Genomic DNA, 15720 nt, shown 5'->3' on the forward strand with positions numbered 1-15720 from the left:
CCATGCGCAAAATGCTTCTCATTCCGGCCTTCGGGTTCATCGCGGCTTGCGATACCGTGGCGCCAGTCACGGACTCCGGCTTCAACACGCCGCAGTATCAGGCCGAACGCGAGGCGCAGCTGGCCGGGCAGGGCGTCGCGGGGAACCCGCTGCTGCCGCCTCCGGCCATTTCGCAGGAGCAGTTGAATGCCGAAGTCGGTCCCGCCCCCTTCACGACGGGCGACAGCGCCACGGACATTGCCAACCAGACCGCGGCGGCATTGGCGAGCACATCGGCGCAGCCGACTGCACCGGTGGCCGTAAGCTCAAACGGCATTTCGAACGAGCAGGATTTCGCAGCTGTCTCAAGCAGCCGCAGCATCCAGGATGATGCCGCGCTGATTCAGCAGAACCGTCAGACATACGAGGTTGTCGCGCCGACGGCCGTTCCTCAGCGCGGGTCGGACGGACAGCCCAATATTGTCCAATATGCTCTGACCACGACCAATCCGGTTGGCACTCAGCTCTACAGCCGAGCCGGGTTCAATTTGCAGGCCAAGGCGCAACGCAACTGCGCGGGCTACGCATCGCCCGACCAGGCACAGATCGATTTCCTGGCAAATGGAGGCCCCCAGCGCGACCGCAAGGGCCTGGACCCGGATGGCGACGGATTTGCCTGCGGCTGGGACCCCAGCCCGTTCCGCAGTGCCGTCGGCAACTGAGCTCTCGCCGATCTGGCACCCATCCCCCAATTTCGGCCCCCGCCGAGATGGGTTGAAGCCATCTCTGGTGGTGCTTCACTACACCGCGATGAACTGCGCTCAAGCCGCGCTCGAGCGTTTGTGCGACCCGGACACCGAGGTATCGGCTCACTATCTGATCGGCTGCGACGGAACGCTCTGGCAGATGGTCCGTGAGGAAGATCGCGCCTGGCACGCCGGTGCAGGCGCGTGGCGGGGGTTCAGCGACATCAATTCCCGCTCCATCGGGATCGAACTCGACAATCGCGGCGATCATCCTTTCTCCGAACCGCAGATGGCGGTGCTGGAAAACCTGCTTTCACATCTGCAAGAGCGGTTGGGGATCAAGCCCTGGAACGTTATCGCCCATTCGGACATGGCCCCCGAGCGAAAGCTTGATCCCGGTCCCAAGTTTGATTGGGATCGTCTCGCGCAACAAAAAATGGCAGCGGGGCCGGCCGTTCTGAAGGGTATATGCCTTGATGAATTGCCGCCAGACGACCAATACTTTGCATTGGTTGCGATGAGGGCTGGGTATCCCAAATCCCCTACCGCTGATCTGCTGAAAGCGTTCAGAAGCCGGTTTGCCCCATGGCGGCGCGGGCCCCTGTCCAAGAAGGACATGGGCGACATCGAACGACTGGCTGGTTTGATGGAACACCTTGACGGTATTCGGGTGGACGTTTAACCCGGCAACCGCGCGGAGGGCCGGATGGCCGCTGGGGCTCAGGCCCGAGAGGAAAGTCCGGACTCCACAAGGCAACGGTGCCGGGTAACGCCCGGGCGGGGAGACCCGACGGAAAGCGCCACAGAAAACAGACCGCCATAACGGATCGGAGGTTCGCCTCTGGCACATCATGGCAAGGGTGAAACGGTGGAGTAAGAGCCCACCGCGCCGCTGGCAACAGCGGCGGCACGGCAAGCCCCACCGGGAGCAATGCCGAATAGGGTCCCCGCGCGGGCCGGTCGGCGTCAGCCGATACCGCCGCTAGGCTCGCCTTGGCCGAGAGGGACCGGGTTGGCAGCTCGAGCCGCGCAGCAATGCTCGGCCTAGAGGAATGGTCATCGAAGGGGGCAACCCCGGAACAGGATCCGGCTTACAGGCCCTCCGCGCGTATTTTCTTCATCCTCCGGGCGGCGTGTAGGCCGCGACCAGTTTCGCGGCTTTCTCGGTGATGGCAACAAATTCGTCGGCCGACCAGGCCCGAACCGTCTCGACCCGCGAAACCGCCCCCGAAGCCGCAACGGCCATACCAACGGCCACGGCATCCGTTCCGTCCGGAGCTTCGCTGATGACCACCACGTCATTGCTTCCGGTCGTCACGTAGAACGCCAGCAGTTTGCCGCCAACCTTCTCCAGCAGCGCCGCCACCGGCCCGGTGCGGTTTTCCGGTTTCTTAAGCATCCCTTTGACACCGGCGTTGGAATAAGAGGCATAAGTGATGAAGACAGGCATGACGATCTCCTCGTGAACGAAATGTGCAGAGCGCTCCAATTGGCCGGCTCCTTGGCCCGGAAGACAGGCTTGCCGCATCAAACCAATGCGGTGATCAACACCCAGGCTCCCAATCCGATCAAAACGACACCGGCGACCGGCGTCAGCCATCCCGCCCGGGGCAACAGCTTTTCCAGCGCGACGTAGACGGCGATTGCGACGATCCACCAAAGGTTCATGATGCCGCCGACGAACAGCAGTGCCATCAAGGCCCAGCAGCAGCCCAAGCAGTAGGCTCCGTGCAGGGCGCCGCATCGAAACGCACCCCAATGCCCGGGCCGGTTGTGGCGGGTCAGAAAGGCAGCCGGGCTCTGACAATGGCGGAGGCACGCGGATTTCAACCCGCTGAACTGATACATCCCGGCAGCACAGAGAACGATGCCCGCCAGGATTCCGGACCGGATGGTCATCATCGGGCCATCCATCGCTCCGATCTGTTGCAGGCCCCATTGCAGTCCGGTTGCCCCAAGGCTGAACACGGCCCAGGCAAAAAGATACCCCGACAGAAAGGCCAATCCGAAGCTGGCGCTGCGCTGCCTGTCGGGTCCAACCCGTTTCAACGCCACAAACAATAGGGCAGTCGGGGCCGCGCTGGGCGTCATCATTGCGACCATCATCACCCACCACATGGCAAAGACCAATGCGGCGTACCAAAGCGTCCAGACGGCACCGGCCCCCATCGGCATGGGCTGGCCAATTGGACCGGCCATCCGAGTCATCTCGACGGCCGACATCTGCATCCCGACACCGGCGACCGTGTACCAGACCGCACCCGAAACGATCAGAAGGACACTTCCAGCGACGATCAGACGTTCTTTTCGCAGTACTCGCTCGAGGCTGATCGTTCGGGCAGGGCGGGCCTGTTCCGACGCGTCTGCACTATGGCCCGACAACGCCATGACCCGAGATATTGAGATGCGCCAGATGGGCATGTGAGGACTCGAAGGTCAGGTTTATGGCTGAACCGCTTGTCCGGGCCGTTCCCGAGGCGACCTCGGCGTGGCGGTATTCGAATCCATACGGCAATTGGATCGACGCGCGATGCGGTTGGCCCGAGACGATATGTGCGATCGGCTTGACGTCCAAATCGAACACGTTCTTGACCTTCGCGTAACCGGTCCGGTCTTCGCGGCTCCAGTTCACGTCGATTTCAGCAAACAGTGTCTCATGCTTGGTCGGCGCCATGGCGCTGTAGACATACCACATGGTGGCCATTTCATCGGTGTCCTCACCGGACATGATGGCCTGCAGGGCGGCCCGCTGATCGGCATCCGCCCGTTCGTCGATGATCAGTTGCATCTGCCCGTTGCCCTCGTGAATCGGGCCTGGCCAGTGGTAGACACCCGCAGCCCGCAGGCCGGAAAGATCCGTGTCCCCGTAATGGCCGCTTGTGATGTCAAAGACGACCACGGCCTCGCAATTCCCGTGACTGGGCAGGCTGCTGAACTGGCAGGGGCAACCGAAATCACAGTTGCAATTGGCCAGCGTCTCGCCCTGAAGTTTCCATTCTGTCATGATTTCCCCCTAGCAGACGTACAAGAAAACTCTGCTGACAGAGGGTCTTGCCCGGTTTCGCTGCCTCACGCCGCACAACCTTGGACAGCGGCGTTCTGGGATGCTGTGACGCGATCATATCACGAAACCGTGATCTGTCCAAACCGGGCGCTGATCCACTGTGTGTCGGATACTGTGATTTGTGTTGAAACACCGCCGATTCCGGTTGACTCGGGCGCGCGACCGGGTAAAAGCGCACGCTCATAGGAATTCAACCGAAAGGCCCCTGCCTTTCCGGACGCAGGAGATAACCATGGCGAAGCCGACGACAATCAAGATCCGTCTGAACTCGACCGCGGGCACGGGCCACTTCTACGTGACCAAAAAGAACGCTCGCACCATGACCGAGAAAATGACCGTTCGTAAGTACGACCCGGTCGTTCGGAAGCATGTCGAGTACAAGGAAGGCAAGATCAAGTAATCTGCCTTTTTTCGACGCGAAAGCTTAGGGGGTTCTGCTTCGGCAGGACCCTTTTTCGTTGTTTTGACCGTGTCGTGTAGCCCTGACGCCGCCCGATCCGGCCGTTTCGGGCCGTTGCAGAGGCGCATCAGGCCGACAGGTATTCTGATTGGTGTTGGCTTGCTTTTTTGCCCCGCCTGCCAGTACGGTTCAGCAAACCGCCACAAAATGTTGAGCGCCATGAAAAAAATCTTGTTGCCCGCAATCGCCATTCTGACACTTTCGGCCTGTGAAGACCCGTTCAACCGCCAAGGCGTCGGGTTCACCGGCATTGATGGCGAACCAAGAACCGTTTCGGACGTCAAAGGCGCCGTTGCCTTTGTTCCGCCTGCGACGAACGTCCCAGCTGAGTTGGCAGAATTGCCGACCATTCAGGCCAGCACTGACAAGACAGAATTCGACAAGGTCGCGGGCGTTGCCATAGACAATGGCGGACGGTCCGACACCACGGCCGTACAGTTGACCGGCAGCAGCAGCACCATGTTCCTGAGCACGGTGAGCGTGAACGGAACCCTGTTCGGCGTGTTGCGCACCGAAAACAACAGCACCAAGGTGGATAACTCGGTTGGGGCCGCGTTCGGCAGCCAGACCGAGCGCTTTACCGGATGTCTGCCTGCCGGCGACGTATACCGCAAGGGCGGGTCGTCGCGCAGCTCGGGTTTCGCGGTTCCGCTGAACTGCAGCTGATCGGATCCGTTGCGATTACAATGATGTAAGGCCCTTGCCATTTGGCTGGGGCCTTTTTCTTTGGGCTGGCTTTGCTGACGCCGGAACAAAAAAGGGCGGGCCTTTCGGGCCCGCCCTTTGATTTGGTGTTCCGGCAGTCTTACTCGCGATTGCCGAGCAGCTGCAGCAGGAACATGAACATGTTGATGAAGTCCAGGTACAGGTTCAGCGCACCCATGATGGCGGCCTTGCCCAGCCACTCCTGATCGCCCGCATGGGCCATCTGAATGTAGGTGGTCTTGATCTTCTGGGTGTCATAGGCGGTGAGGCCCGCAAAAATCAGAACGCCCAGGATCGACACGGCGAACATGATGGCTGGCGATTGCAGGAACAGGTTGATGACCATGGCCACAATCAGGCCGATCACACCCATCATCAGGAAGGTGCCCATACCGGACAGGTCCTTCTTGGTGACGTAACCGTACAGCGACAGACCGGCGAAGGCGATCGAGGTCACCAGAAAGACCTGGGCGATCGAAATGCCGGTAAAGGCCACGAAGATCCAGCTGAGCGACAGGCCCATCACCGCCGCAAAGGCGTAGAAGAACAATTGGGCGCCAGCTGCGCTGAGGCGGTTGATGGCCGCGCCGAAGGCAAACACCATGATCAGCGGGGCGAACATGACGATCCAGCCCAGAATGTTCGGGCTGAGGGTCACCGGATCGCGGAATACCGACAGCAGCTGCGGGCTGGTGCCGACGGCCCATGCAACCGCAAAGGTGATCAGCATGCCCACGGACATCGTGCCGTAGACCTTGTTCATGTGGGCGCGCAGGCCCTCGTCAATCTCGGCAGCGCGCGCGCCAGTCGCCGTCCGGATCGTATCGAATTGTGCCATAGAGGTCTCCCTTGGATTCAGCTTTCAGCCCCCGGTTGCGGGGCGATTTCCCTGCAAATATCGGAGAGTGTAGCGCATGTTTCAAGGGTTTTGGGGCCAAAACTCAGCAATATGGTCAACAATTTCAGCGCCGCTTTGGAAGGTGGCGCTGAAATCCGTTCCAGGTTGCGCATTCAGGGCCGCTTGCGCCAGGTTTCGGGCGCGTCCCAGAACGGGCGGGATGCTTCTGTCAGGGCCTCTGATCGGGTGATCCCGATGTCTTGCAGGGCGCGGTCATCCAGCCGAGCCAGCTCCCGCCGTTGATGAGCGGCCGCAAGCATACGCTGAAACCAATTGCCCGTTCTGATCGATGTCGAGGCACAGGGTCGGTGTGCTGCAATTTGAGTCATGACTTATGTCCTTTCATCGGTCGGTGATGTAAAGCTGTTTTCGCATCAACTTCCTTGAACTATATGGCGGGTTGTGGCATATTTTAAAAATGAATGTTTTTGAATTGATCCATAAGGATTGTTGATGATGCGGAACCTGGACATCACCACCCTGCGCTCATTCGTGGCGGTCGCGGACCACGGGGGCGTGACGCGCGCCGCCGGTTTCCTGCATCTGACTCAGTCGGCTGTGTCCATGCAGCTGAAGCGTCTGGAAGAGCTGTTGGGCCTGGAATTGCTGGACCGGTCTGGGCGGACCATCGCGTTGACGGCCTCTGGCGAACAGCTGTTGGCTTATGCCCGGCGAATGGTGGCGTTGAATGACGAGGTCATCTCGAAACTGACCGATCAAGCCTTTGAAGGCGAGGTGGTGCTCGGGGTGCCGCACGATATCGTCTACCCGGCTATTCCACGGGTTCTGCAGCGGTTCAATGCCGACTTCCCGCGCGTGCGGGTGCAGTTGGTTTCATCCTATTCAATCCAGTTGAAAGAGATGTTTCGGCGTGGCGAATGCGACGTGATCCTGACGACCGAGGCTGCGAACTCGGATGGCGGGGAAACCATTGCAGAGCTGCCCCTGCGCTGGATCGGCGCTTCAGGAGGCTCGGCTTGGCGGCGCCGGCCGCTTCCTCTGGCGCTGGGTCGGCGCTGCCTCTTCCGGCCTCAGGTCATTGCCGCCTTGGATGCGGCAGGCATTCCATGGGAGCTGTCGGTCGAAACCGAGAACGACCGCACGATCGAGGCAACCGTCAGCGCGGACCTCGCCGTCCACGCCATGCTTGAGGGGACCGAGGCGGCACATCTGGAGAAGATCGATTCAGGTGGGGTTCTGCCCGAATTGCCGGCGCATATGATCAACCTTTACGGAGGCGATCAGGGGCGCGGCGAAGTGGTTGAGGCCCTCGCCGCGCTGGTGCGGCAGAACTTCCACATGCTTGGCGGAACACCGCTGCGCGCCGTGGTGGGCTGATCCGGTCAGATCGTGATGACGACTTTCCCGGTCGACTTTCGTTCCTTGAGCAGAGCCATGCCCTGCGCCACTTCGGACAACGGCAGGGTATGGCTGATATGGGGCCGGATGCGTCCCTCGGCATGCCAGGCGAAGAGGGTCTCAAAGCTGGTGCGAACGACCTCGGGCCGGAACCTCAGATAGCCACCGATGTAGAACCCGATCACGGTCAGGTTCTTCACCAGCAAGTGATTGGCCGGTATCTGCGGGACTTCGCCGCCGGCAAAACCTATCGGCAGCAGGCGGCCTTCGGGATTGGTCGCCCGGAAGGCAGCCTTGAACACGTCGCCACCGATGGCGTCATAGACGACGTCTGCGCCACCCAAGGCCAGCACGCGCTCGCGCAGATCTTCGTCCGCGTCGATCAGGTGATCGGCCCCGGCCGCGCGGGCGACCGCCAGTTTATCGGCGCCCCGGGCCTGTGCGATCACCGTCGCGCCCATAAGCTTGCCAATCTCGACCGCCGTCAGCCCGACCCCGCCGGCGGCACCGGTCACCAAGAGGGTCTCGCCCGTCTGCAGCCGCGCCCGATGGTCCAGCGCCATATGGCTGGTTCCGTAGGCGATCTGGATGGCCGCCGCGTCTTCAAAGCTGCACGACTGGGGGATGACCACGGCACGGTCGGCGTCAAAAACCCCGAATTGCGCCAATCCACCCTGGCCTGAGTATACCGCGACCCGGTCTCCGGGCTTCAGATGGCCGACCCCTGCGCCGATTGCGTCTACGACCCCCGCAACCTCAAGCCCCAAGATGAAAGGGGCCGCTGGCGTATCCTGGTACGTGCCCTTCTGCATCAGAAGATCGGCAAAGTTCAGCCCGCAGGCGCGAATGGCCACGCGGATCTGGCCTTCGGCGGGTGCGGGCACGGGTATCTCGCGCAATTTGGCCTGCCCTCCGGCAGACTGGATCTGGTAGGCCAGCATCTCAAATCTCCATGTTGGCGCAATTGATCGGGGCCTCCCCTGACTTGTCAATCATTCCGGAAGGGAATGGCCGGGGCGTCTTTGTCGCACTGGCCAAATCGTGCACAACCGTAAACCTTCCTTCAGGCGCGCAGATTCAACCATCTTGAAAATTTTCCAAAAAGCGGCAATATTGCTTGTCAGTGCTGTTTCGGGGGGCACGTTCCGTATTAGAGAGTTCTTTACAAGCGTCTCGCTAGTGTGCGGTCATGGTTCAGTTAGCGTTTTCCCGGGCGGTTGTGTGTAACAGAGGAGAATACCAATGACCCATCACGTCGATGTCCATGTGGGCAAGCGCGTACGGCATCGCCGCTGGTTGATTGGCATGACGCAGCAGCAGCTGGCACAGCAGGTCGGTATCAAGTTCCAGCAGATCCAGAAATACGAAACCGGGGCCAACCGCATCAGCGCATCACGCCTGTGGGACATTGCCGAAGCTCTGGACGTTCCGGTCAGCTTTTTCTTTGAAGGTCTGGAGGATGCCCAGAAGGAAGACTCGGGCAAAAAATCGGTTCCTGCTGATCTGATGGGCGACAAGGAAGCGTTGGATCTGGTTCGGTCCTACTACGCGATCCCGGAAAACCAGCGTCGACGCCTGTTTGAGCTTGCGCGCGTTCTCAGCGACGTGGCCTGAGACCGGGGCTTGACTTCGCACAGGGCTGAGCGCACCAGTGGCGTATGACCAAAGCCTCTGCAAGTGACCTTGAAGTTGCCGAGAAAATGGCCGACGCGGCGCGTGCGGCCATTTTGCCGTATTTTCGCCAGTCGAATCTTGAAACCTCAAACAAGCTGCAAGGCGGGTATGACCCGGTGACCGTGGCCGATCGCGCCGCCGAGCAGGCCATGCGATCCGTTCTGGCCGAGCTCCGCCCCGACGACGGCATCTTGGGCGAGGAGTACGGTGCGGTCGAAGGCAAATCGGGGCTTACCTGGGTGTTGGACCCGATCGACGGCACCCGCGGTTTCGTCAGCGGCACACCGACATGGGGCGTTCTGATCGCGCTAGGCGACGATAGCGGGCCGATCATGGGGGTGATTGACCAACCCTATATCGGCGAACGGTTTGTGGGTCATGCAGACGGTGCGTTCATGACCGGTCCTCTGGGCAGAACCAGCTTGGCGACCCGTCGGACGGATGCCTTGCGGGACGCAATCCTGTTCACGACATTCCCCGAAGTTGGCACGACCGCCGAAGGAGACGCCTTTCGCGCCGTGGCTGGACAGGTGCAACTGACGCGCTACGGCATGGACTGCTACGCATACGCGCTGCTGGCGGCCGGGCAGGTCGACCTGGTGATCGAGGCTGGACTGAACGCGTATGACATCCAGGCACCGATAGCGGTGATCGAGGCCGCCGGCGGCGTAGTGACCGACTGGCAGGGCGGGCCGGCCCATCAGGGGGGGCGGGCACTGGCGGCTGCGAACCCTGAAATCCACGCCGCGGCCCTCGAGATTCTGCGCGACTTCTGACGACGGTTGCCGCTGCGGCCGCGATTGATTAGGGTCTATGCGCCGGTTCTTGCGCCCGTTTTCCACCGGCACACGCATTTCTGGCATGAGGCGGGCAGATGCAGGAGTGCGAGATGCCCGAAATCCTTCTTAGAAACGCCGATGCGATCCTGACCATGGACGACAGCCGGCAAGAACTGGCCGGCGCAGATTTGCTGATCCGTGACGGGCAAATTGCCCGCATCGGCCAAGATTTGACCACCGACGGAGAGGTGCATGACCTTGGCGGCTGTGTCGTGACGCCGGGATTGGTCAATACCCACCACCATCTCTACCAGACACTGACCCGAGCTGTTCCGGCGGGCCAGGATGCGCTGCTCTTTGGCTGGCTGCAGACGCTCTATCCGATCTGGGCGCGGTTCGGTCCCGACGAGATGTTCACTTCGGCTCAGATCGGTCTGGCCGAGTTGGCCTTGTCGGGCTGCACGCTCAGTTCCGACCATCTGTACCTGTATCCGAATGGGTCACGCTTGGATGACACGATCGCGGCCGCTGCAGAGGTGGGGCTGCGGTTCCATCCGACCCGCGGGGCGATGAGCATCGGCGAAAGCGACGGCGGTCTGCCGCCCGATACGTTGGTCGAGGCCGAGGCCGACATCCTGAATGACATGATCCGAGTGGTCGACGCGTTCCATGACCCGTCCGAAGGCTCAATGTGCAGGGTTGGACTTGCGCCCTGTTCGCCCTTCTCGGTCAGTCGGGATCTGATGCGCGACGCCGCACTGCTGGCACGGGACAAAGGGGTCATGCTGCACACCCATCTGGCAGAAAACGACGAGGATATCCTGTATTCAGAGTCCCAGTTCGGCTGTCGACCCGGCCAGTATGCCGAGGAACTTGGCTGGACCGGCCCCGATGTCTGGCACGCCCATTGCGTGAAGCTGGACGGGGCAGAGATCGACCTGTTCTCTCGGTCACGCACCGGGGTTGCGCACTGTCCCTGCTCGAATTGCCGTCTGGGCTCGGGGATCGCGCCGGTGCGCGCGATGCGTGACAACGGGGTCAGGGTTGGCTTGGGCGTTGACGGTTCCGCAAGCAACGACAGCGGCAACCTGATGGCCGAGGCGCGGCAGGCGATGCTTCTGCAACGCGTGGCGAACGGTGCCGATGCCATGTCCGCGCGCGAAGCTCTGGAAATCGCGACGCGGGGTGGGGCGGACGTGCTGAACCGGCCGGACTGCGGCCGCCTGATGCCGGGCAAACGCGCGGATATCGCTGTTTGGGACACAAGGGGTGTGGAGTGCGCGGGCAGTTGGGACCCGGCCGCCTTGCTGCTGGCAGGTCCGGTGCACGTCAAACACCTGTTTGTCGAGGGGCGACAGGTCGTCCGGGACGGCAACATTGCCACATTCGACCTGCCGCGCGCGATCGAACGGCAGAACAGGTTGGCCCTCGCATTGCAGGGCTGATCTGCCTTCAGGTCGAAACGCGCCGTCCGCCGATCCACACATCGGCGATGGCGCGGTCATCTCCCATCATTATTGTCGGGAACACCGCCTCCCAAAGGGACTGGGCATTGGCCTCTCGCTGGGCAATCGCGGGGGTCGAGGCGAGGTCGAGCACGATCAGGTCCGCCTCCATTCCGGGGGCGATATTGCCGATGCGGTCGTCCATCCGCAGCGACCGGGCCGAGCCTGCGGTGCCCAGCCACAGCAGTTGCGCCGGGTGCAGCGGATGTCCGCGCAATTGGCCGATTTCATAGGCGGCCGCCATGGTCCGCAACATGGAAAAGCTGGACCCGCCGCCGGTGTCGGTTGCCAGGCCGATACGATGGCCATCCCGCATCAGCCCGTGCAAATCGAACAGACCCGAACCGATGAAAGTGTTCGAGGTGGGGCAATGGATCAGCGACGCATCGACCTCACGCAGGCGGTCTCGCTCGCGCGGTTCCAGATGGATCACGTGACCATAGAGGCCGTTCGCGCCGAGCAGTCCGAATTTTTCATAGGTGTCCAAGTAGTCGCGCGCCTCGGGGAACAGCGACCGAACCCATTCGATTTCGTCCGTCTGCTCGCTGAGATGCGTCTGCATGAGGCAATCTGGGTGTTCTGCCCACAGCGCACCCATCGCCTCAAGTTGTTCGGGGGTCGAGGTCGGGGAAAACCGCGGCGTGATCGCATAGGAAATCCGGTCGACACCTTGCCATTTTCCGATCAGAGCCTTCGACTGGTCATAGGCTGTTTGGGCCGTGTCCCGAAGACCTTCGGGCGCGTTGCGGTCCATGCAGGTCTTCCCGGCCACGACACGCTGACCGCGCTGCTGGGCGGCCGTGAAAAAGGCATCGACGCTTTCGGGATGAATGGTGCAGAAACTGCACATGGTCGTGGTGCCGTGTGCGGCGGTCAGGTCAAGATATCGGTTCGAAATCTCGGCAGCGTAGTCTGCATCACCGAACTTCATCTCTTCTGGAAAAGTGTAGGTGTTCAGCCAATCAATCAGCCGTTTGCCCCAACTCGCGATCATCGCCGTCTGGGGGTAGTGGACATGGGGGTCGATGAAACCAGCCAGGATCAGGTTTTCGCCATGGTGATGAATGGCCGCCTCGGGGTGCGCGGTTTGCAAATCAGCGGTACTTCCCAACTCCCGGATTTTCCCGCCCTCGATCAGAACGGCTTCGTGCAGCCGGACCGCCTGATCCGGTTGCGTTTCGAAGGGGGAGTGTTCGAAACTCAGTACGCGCCCTGTCAGAAGCGTCTTTTGCGCCATCCGCCGTGATCTCCGCCTTGGTGAATCTGGCTTGCAGCATAGGCATGTGAAAGATGCGGGTAAATCGCACCATTGTCATTGTTTTCCGGTAGCAGCTTCTTCTATTTAGGGGCCAATTCCCAGAACAAGGGGCAGCGCATGACGACCGGCACCGAAGACAACAGAACCGACCCCTCCCGCGATGATGACGTCTATGCGCTGGACCGGCGAACGGTGGCCGCAATCCTTTACGCCGTGGATGTCGAGGATCGCGAGAAGCTGATCGAGCTGATGGAGCCGCTGCACGCGGCCGATATTGCCGACCTTCTGGAACAGATCAACCCCTACGACCGGACGCGGCTGATCCGCCTGTATGACCGGGAATTCGACGGGGACATTCTGTCTGAACTGGACGAATCCGTCCGCGAAGAGGTCATTGGAGTTCTGCGGCCCGACGTTCTGGCCGAGGCCGTACGAGAGATGGAAAGCGACGATGTCGTGGACCTTCTGGAGGATCTGGAGGAGCCGCAGCAGGAAGCGGTGCTGGAGGCCCTTGAGGCCTCGGAACGGATCGCGGCCCTGCAGGCGCTGGCCTATCCCGAGAACTCGGCAGGCCGACTGATGCAGCGCGAAGTGGTAATGGCTCCCGATCATTGGACGGTGGGGCAGGCAATCGACTACATGCGATCGCAGGACGATCTGCCCGAGCAGTTTTATCACGTTGTTCTGGTCGATCCGCGGCTGAAGCCGGTGGCGCAAGTCATGTTGGGCAAGTTGATGGCCGCGCGGCGCGATACCAAGTTGCAGGACATCGCCGAGGACGAGTTCCACATCATCCCGGTCGATCAGGATGAAGAAGACGTTGCCTATGCTTTCAACCAATACCACCTGATTTCCGCGCCGGTGGTGGACAGTGACAAACGGCTGGTCGGGGTCATCACGATTGACGACGCGATGGCCGTTCTGGATGAAGAAATCGAGGAAGACATGCTGCGACTGGCAGGTGTCAGTGATGACAGCTCGATTTCAGACAGTGTTGCAGCAACCAGTCGTCGTCGTTTGCCCTGGCTGACGGTCAACCTGTGTACTGCCATTTGTGCCTCGCTGGTGATTTCACAGTTCGAGGCGGCAATCGAGCAGATCGTGGCGCTGGCAATTCTGATGCCCATCGTTGCCTCGATGGGTGGCAACGCCGGAACACAGTCGCTGACCGTTGCCGTACGGGCGTTGGCGACCCGCGACCTGACGGGCTCGAACGTGGCGCGAGTCATCCGCCGAGAATTGCTGGTGGGCATGTTGAATGGGCTGTGTTTCGCCATCGTTCTGGGGACGGTGGGGATGATGTGGTTTGAATCCCCGCTGCTGGGTGTCGTGATCGGTTCCGCCTTGGTCGTGAACATGATCATCGCCGGGTTCGCGGGTACGGTAGTACCAGTGGTGCTGGATCGCCTGGGTGTAGACCCGGCATTGGCCTCGGGAACCTTCGTTACGACGACGACGGATGTGATGGGGTTCTTCATCTTTCTAGGGCTTGCGAGCGTGGTGCTGCTGTGACCGATCTGACCGAAATCAAGGCCGCAGCGCGCAAGGCTGCCTTTGCCCGACGCAAAGCGGCCTTTGACGCGGGGCCGCCGGCCGCCGCGGGCCGCCTGTCCGAGGTGCTGGCCGGATTTCGTGGGGTTCCGCTGACTGGCTACATGCCGATCCGCACCGAAATCGACCCTCTGCCCGCGATGGCCGAGGCCGCAGCCTATGGTCCCGTGGGTGTTCCGGTCATCCAAGGCGCCGGACGGCCTCTGCGGTTTTCGCGCTGGACACCCGAAGGGCCGCTGAAAGATGGTCCATTTGGCGCCAAGGTGCCCGAGACGGACGACTATTTTGACCCTGAAATCCTGATCGTGCCCCTTGTGGCATTCGATCCGCAAGGCGGGCGATTGGGTTATGGGGGCGGGTTTTATGACCGCACGCTTGAAGGGCTGCGCGCCAAACGTCCCACATTGGCCATCGGTTTCGCCTTCGACGCGCAAGAGGCCGAAGCCTTGCCGCTGGAACCGACGGACCAGCCGCTGGACATGATCGTTACCGAGACCAGGGTCCTGACGTTTTAGGCGTCAGTTCTCAAAGTGGCTCCGCAGATAGTCCCAGGCATCAACCTCGGTTCCATCCTCAAGGATGCACACGCCGTATTCCGATCCATCGGTGTTTTTGCGGATCTGATATTCGCCGCCGTTTTCGATGCAGAAGGTCGCGGCCGGATTTGCCATTGTGGTCTTGGTCGTCGCGTGAGCAAAGCTGCCCGATATAGCGAGAGAGACAGTTGCGGTCAGGACTATGCGTTTCATCGAAATCTCCGAGTGAAAAAACCGATTGCGCCAGAATTGCAGGTTTCCACCGGAATTCAACCCGCATGCGGCCCGCGAATTGCATCGTTCCGCCTTGTTATTGCCGTTTGCAGGGCCTAGGACCGCGATATGAGAATCTTGTTCCTGGGTGACGTGATGGGGCGCGCGGGCCGCGCCGCCGTTCAACAGCATCTGCCCCGTCTGCGCGACGAGTGGCGGCTGGATTTCGTGGTGGTCAACGGCGAGAATGCCTCGAACGGCATGGGGTTGACCGGCGATCATGCCAAGCTGCTGCTGGAGTCGGGCGCAGATTGCCTGACGTTGGGCGACCACGCTTTCGACCAGAAAGACATGCTGCAATTCATCGAACGCGAACCCCGGATCGTGCGCCCTGTTAATTTCGCCAAGGGTGCTCCCGGTCGCGGACATCGACTGTTCACCGCGCCGGGCGGACGCAAGGTGTTGGTGGTTCAGGTGCTGGGACAGGTGTTCATGAAGCGGCCGTTCGACGATCCGTTCTCGGCGGTGGAACCGATCCTGAAGTCTCACCCGCGGGGCGGTCAGGCGCAGGCCATCATCGTGGACATGCATTGCGAGGCGACTTCGGAGAAGATGGCCATGGGCCACTACTGCGACGGACGCGCCAGCCTTGTCGTGGGAACCCATACCCATGTTCCGACCGCCGATGCCCAGATCCTGCCTGGCGGCACCGCTTACCTGACCGATGCGGGCATGTGCGGCGACTATGACTCGGTGATCGGTATGGACAAGCAGGAGCCGATGCGTCGCTTCATCACGGGGATGCCCAAGGCACGGTTTACCCCGGCCAATGGCGAAGCGACGCTAAGCGGCGTTTTCGTAGAAACTGATGACCGTGACGGGCAAGCCAAGACAATCAGCATGGTCCGGGTTGGCGGGCGCCTGCAGCAGGCTGCACCGTGAACGCACGTCAGGCTTGCTCTGCGGCCTGCAATACGTGAAACTGACTCTCAG

The 15720-nt window shown here is 61.2% G+C and carries 19 protein-coding genes and 1 other RNA gene; 12 read left to right on the forward strand and 8 right to left on the reverse strand.

Annotated features, from left to right (window positions below; all coding sequences use genetic code 11):
* Positions 1-2 precede the first annotated feature (2 nt).
* From ACR0IR_RS01830 to rnpB, 3 genes are all read left to right on the forward strand, one after another.
* Complete coding sequence (locus ACR0IR_RS01830) at positions 3-701, forward strand: hypothetical protein (RefSeq protein WP_170364679.1); 699 nt, start codon at positions 3-5, stop codon at positions 699-701.
* Positions 640-1407, forward strand: coding sequence for an N-acetylmuramoyl-L-alanine amidase (locus ACR0IR_RS01835; protein ID WP_170364677.1), 768 nt, complete (start codon positions 640-642; stop codon positions 1405-1407). Before ACR0IR_RS01830 ends, ACR0IR_RS01835 begins: the two co-directional genes overlap by 62 nt.
* Positions 1408-1419: 12 nt before the next feature.
* An RNA gene (gene rnpB / locus ACR0IR_RS01840) (RNase P RNA component class A) lies at positions 1420-1835 on the forward strand.
* 7 nt (positions 1836-1842) lie between these two features.
* Here the strand turns inward: rnpB and ACR0IR_RS01845 are convergent.
* The 3 genes from ACR0IR_RS01845 to ACR0IR_RS01855 form a co-directional block, all read right to left on the reverse strand.
* Entirely contained in the window at positions 1843-2175 is a 333-nt protein-coding gene (locus tag ACR0IR_RS01845; protein ID WP_170340147.1) for a GYD domain-containing protein, read from the reverse strand.
* A 77-nt stretch (positions 2176-2252) separates the two neighbouring features.
* The gene (locus tag ACR0IR_RS01850) at positions 2253-3146 is read right to left on the reverse strand and encodes a DUF2182 domain-containing protein (protein ID WP_254441571.1); all 894 of its coding nucleotides are present in this window, start codon (positions 3144-3146) and stop codon (positions 2253-2255) included.
* The gene (locus ACR0IR_RS01855; RefSeq protein ID WP_170364675.1) at positions 3094-3729 is read right to left on the reverse strand and encodes a DUF1326 domain-containing protein; all 636 of its coding nucleotides are present in this window, start codon (positions 3727-3729) and stop codon (positions 3094-3096) included. Before ACR0IR_RS01855 ends, ACR0IR_RS01850 begins: the two co-directional genes overlap by 53 nt.
* A gap of 292 nt (positions 3730-4021) precedes the next feature.
* Here ACR0IR_RS01855 and rpmG point away from each other — a divergent pair, with 292 nt between their 5' ends.
* Together rpmG and ACR0IR_RS01865 are read left to right on the forward strand one after the other, a co-directional pair.
* The gene (gene rpmG / locus ACR0IR_RS01860) at positions 4022-4189 is read left to right on the forward strand and encodes a 50S ribosomal protein L33 (protein ID WP_007799108.1); all 168 of its coding nucleotides are present in this window, start codon (positions 4022-4024) and stop codon (positions 4187-4189) included.
* A gap of 219 nt (positions 4190-4408) precedes the next feature.
* Positions 4409-4915, forward strand: coding sequence for a lipoprotein (locus tag ACR0IR_RS01865; RefSeq protein WP_170340151.1), 507 nt, complete (start codon positions 4409-4411; stop codon positions 4913-4915).
* Between the two features lie 139 nt (positions 4916-5054).
* Here the strand turns inward: ACR0IR_RS01865 and ACR0IR_RS01870 are convergent, their stop codons facing one another.
* Both ACR0IR_RS01870 and ACR0IR_RS01875 read right to left on the reverse strand, forming a co-directional pair.
* The gene (locus ACR0IR_RS01870) at positions 5055-5792 is read right to left on the reverse strand and encodes a Bax inhibitor-1/YccA family protein (RefSeq protein ID WP_170340154.1); all 738 of its coding nucleotides are present in this window, start codon (positions 5790-5792) and stop codon (positions 5055-5057) included.
* A gap of 173 nt (positions 5793-5965) precedes the next feature.
* On the reverse strand, positions 5966-6181 hold the full coding sequence (locus tag ACR0IR_RS01875; protein ID WP_170364673.1) for a DUF1127 domain-containing protein: 216 nt from the start codon (positions 6179-6181) through the stop codon (positions 5966-5968).
* Between the two features lie 127 nt (positions 6182-6308).
* On the opposite strand from ACR0IR_RS01875, the gene ACR0IR_RS01880 reads away from it, so the two are divergent.
* Positions 6309-7190: a LysR family transcriptional regulator gene (locus tag ACR0IR_RS01880; RefSeq protein WP_093965049.1), complete on the forward strand. Its 882-nt coding sequence runs from the start codon at positions 6309-6311 to the stop codon at positions 7188-7190.
* Positions 7191-7195: 5 nt separating this feature from the next.
* Here the strand turns inward: ACR0IR_RS01880 and ACR0IR_RS01885 are convergent, their stop codons facing one another.
* Positions 7196-8152 carry an NADPH:quinone oxidoreductase family protein gene (locus tag ACR0IR_RS01885; RefSeq protein WP_170364671.1) on the reverse strand — a complete coding sequence of 319 codons (957 nt, stop codon included), beginning with the start codon at positions 8150-8152 and terminating at the stop codon, positions 7196-7198.
* 301 nt (positions 8153-8453) lie between these two features.
* Here ACR0IR_RS01885 and ACR0IR_RS01890 point away from each other — a divergent pair, with 301 nt between their 5' ends.
* From ACR0IR_RS01890 to ACR0IR_RS01900, 3 genes are all read left to right on the forward strand, one after another.
* Positions 8454-8825, forward strand: a complete 372-nt coding sequence (locus tag ACR0IR_RS01890) for a helix-turn-helix domain-containing protein (RefSeq protein WP_093964756.1) — start codon at positions 8454-8456, stop codon at positions 8823-8825.
* A gap of 44 nt (positions 8826-8869) precedes the next feature.
* Entirely contained in the window at positions 8870-9661 is a 792-nt protein-coding gene (hisN, locus tag ACR0IR_RS01895; RefSeq protein WP_170364670.1) for a histidinol-phosphatase, read from the forward strand.
* A 113-nt stretch (positions 9662-9774) separates the two neighbouring features.
* Positions 9775-11109, forward strand: a complete 1335-nt coding sequence (locus tag ACR0IR_RS01900; protein WP_170364668.1) for an 8-oxoguanine deaminase — start codon at positions 9775-9777, stop codon at positions 11107-11109.
* Positions 11110-11116: 7 nt separating this feature from the next.
* Here ACR0IR_RS01900 and guaD read toward each other — a convergent pair whose 3' ends face one another.
* Positions 11117-12406, reverse strand: a complete 1290-nt coding sequence (gene guaD / locus ACR0IR_RS01905; protein ID WP_170364666.1) for a guanine deaminase — start codon at positions 12404-12406, stop codon at positions 11117-11119.
* A gap of 138 nt (positions 12407-12544) precedes the next feature.
* On the opposite strand from guaD, the gene mgtE reads away from it, so the two are divergent.
* Both mgtE and ACR0IR_RS01915 read left to right on the forward strand, forming a co-directional pair.
* Positions 12545-13939 (forward strand): magnesium transporter, encoded by a 1395-nt coding sequence (gene mgtE / locus ACR0IR_RS01910; RefSeq protein ID WP_170364664.1) that lies wholly within the window; start codon positions 12545-12547, stop codon positions 13937-13939.
* On the forward strand, positions 13936-14493 hold the full coding sequence (locus tag ACR0IR_RS01915; protein WP_170340768.1) for a 5-formyltetrahydrofolate cyclo-ligase: 558 nt from the start codon (positions 13936-13938) through the stop codon (positions 14491-14493). Before mgtE ends, ACR0IR_RS01915 begins: the two co-directional genes overlap by 4 nt.
* Before the next feature lie 3 nt (positions 14494-14496).
* Here the strand turns inward: ACR0IR_RS01915 and ACR0IR_RS01920 are convergent, their stop codons facing one another.
* Positions 14497-14727, reverse strand: coding sequence for a putative hemolysin (locus ACR0IR_RS01920; protein ID WP_170357220.1), 231 nt, complete (start codon positions 14725-14727; stop codon positions 14497-14499).
* A 129-nt stretch (positions 14728-14856) separates the two neighbouring features.
* Here ACR0IR_RS01920 and ACR0IR_RS01925 point away from each other — a divergent pair, with 129 nt between their 5' ends.
* Positions 14857-15669 carry a TIGR00282 family metallophosphoesterase gene (locus tag ACR0IR_RS01925; protein WP_170357221.1) on the forward strand — a complete coding sequence of 271 codons (813 nt, stop codon included), beginning with the start codon at positions 14857-14859 and terminating at the stop codon, positions 15667-15669.
* The last annotated feature ends 51 nt before the right edge of the window (positions 15670-15720 follow it).

It is taken from the genome of Ruegeria sp. CF2 (assembly GCF_056537385.1).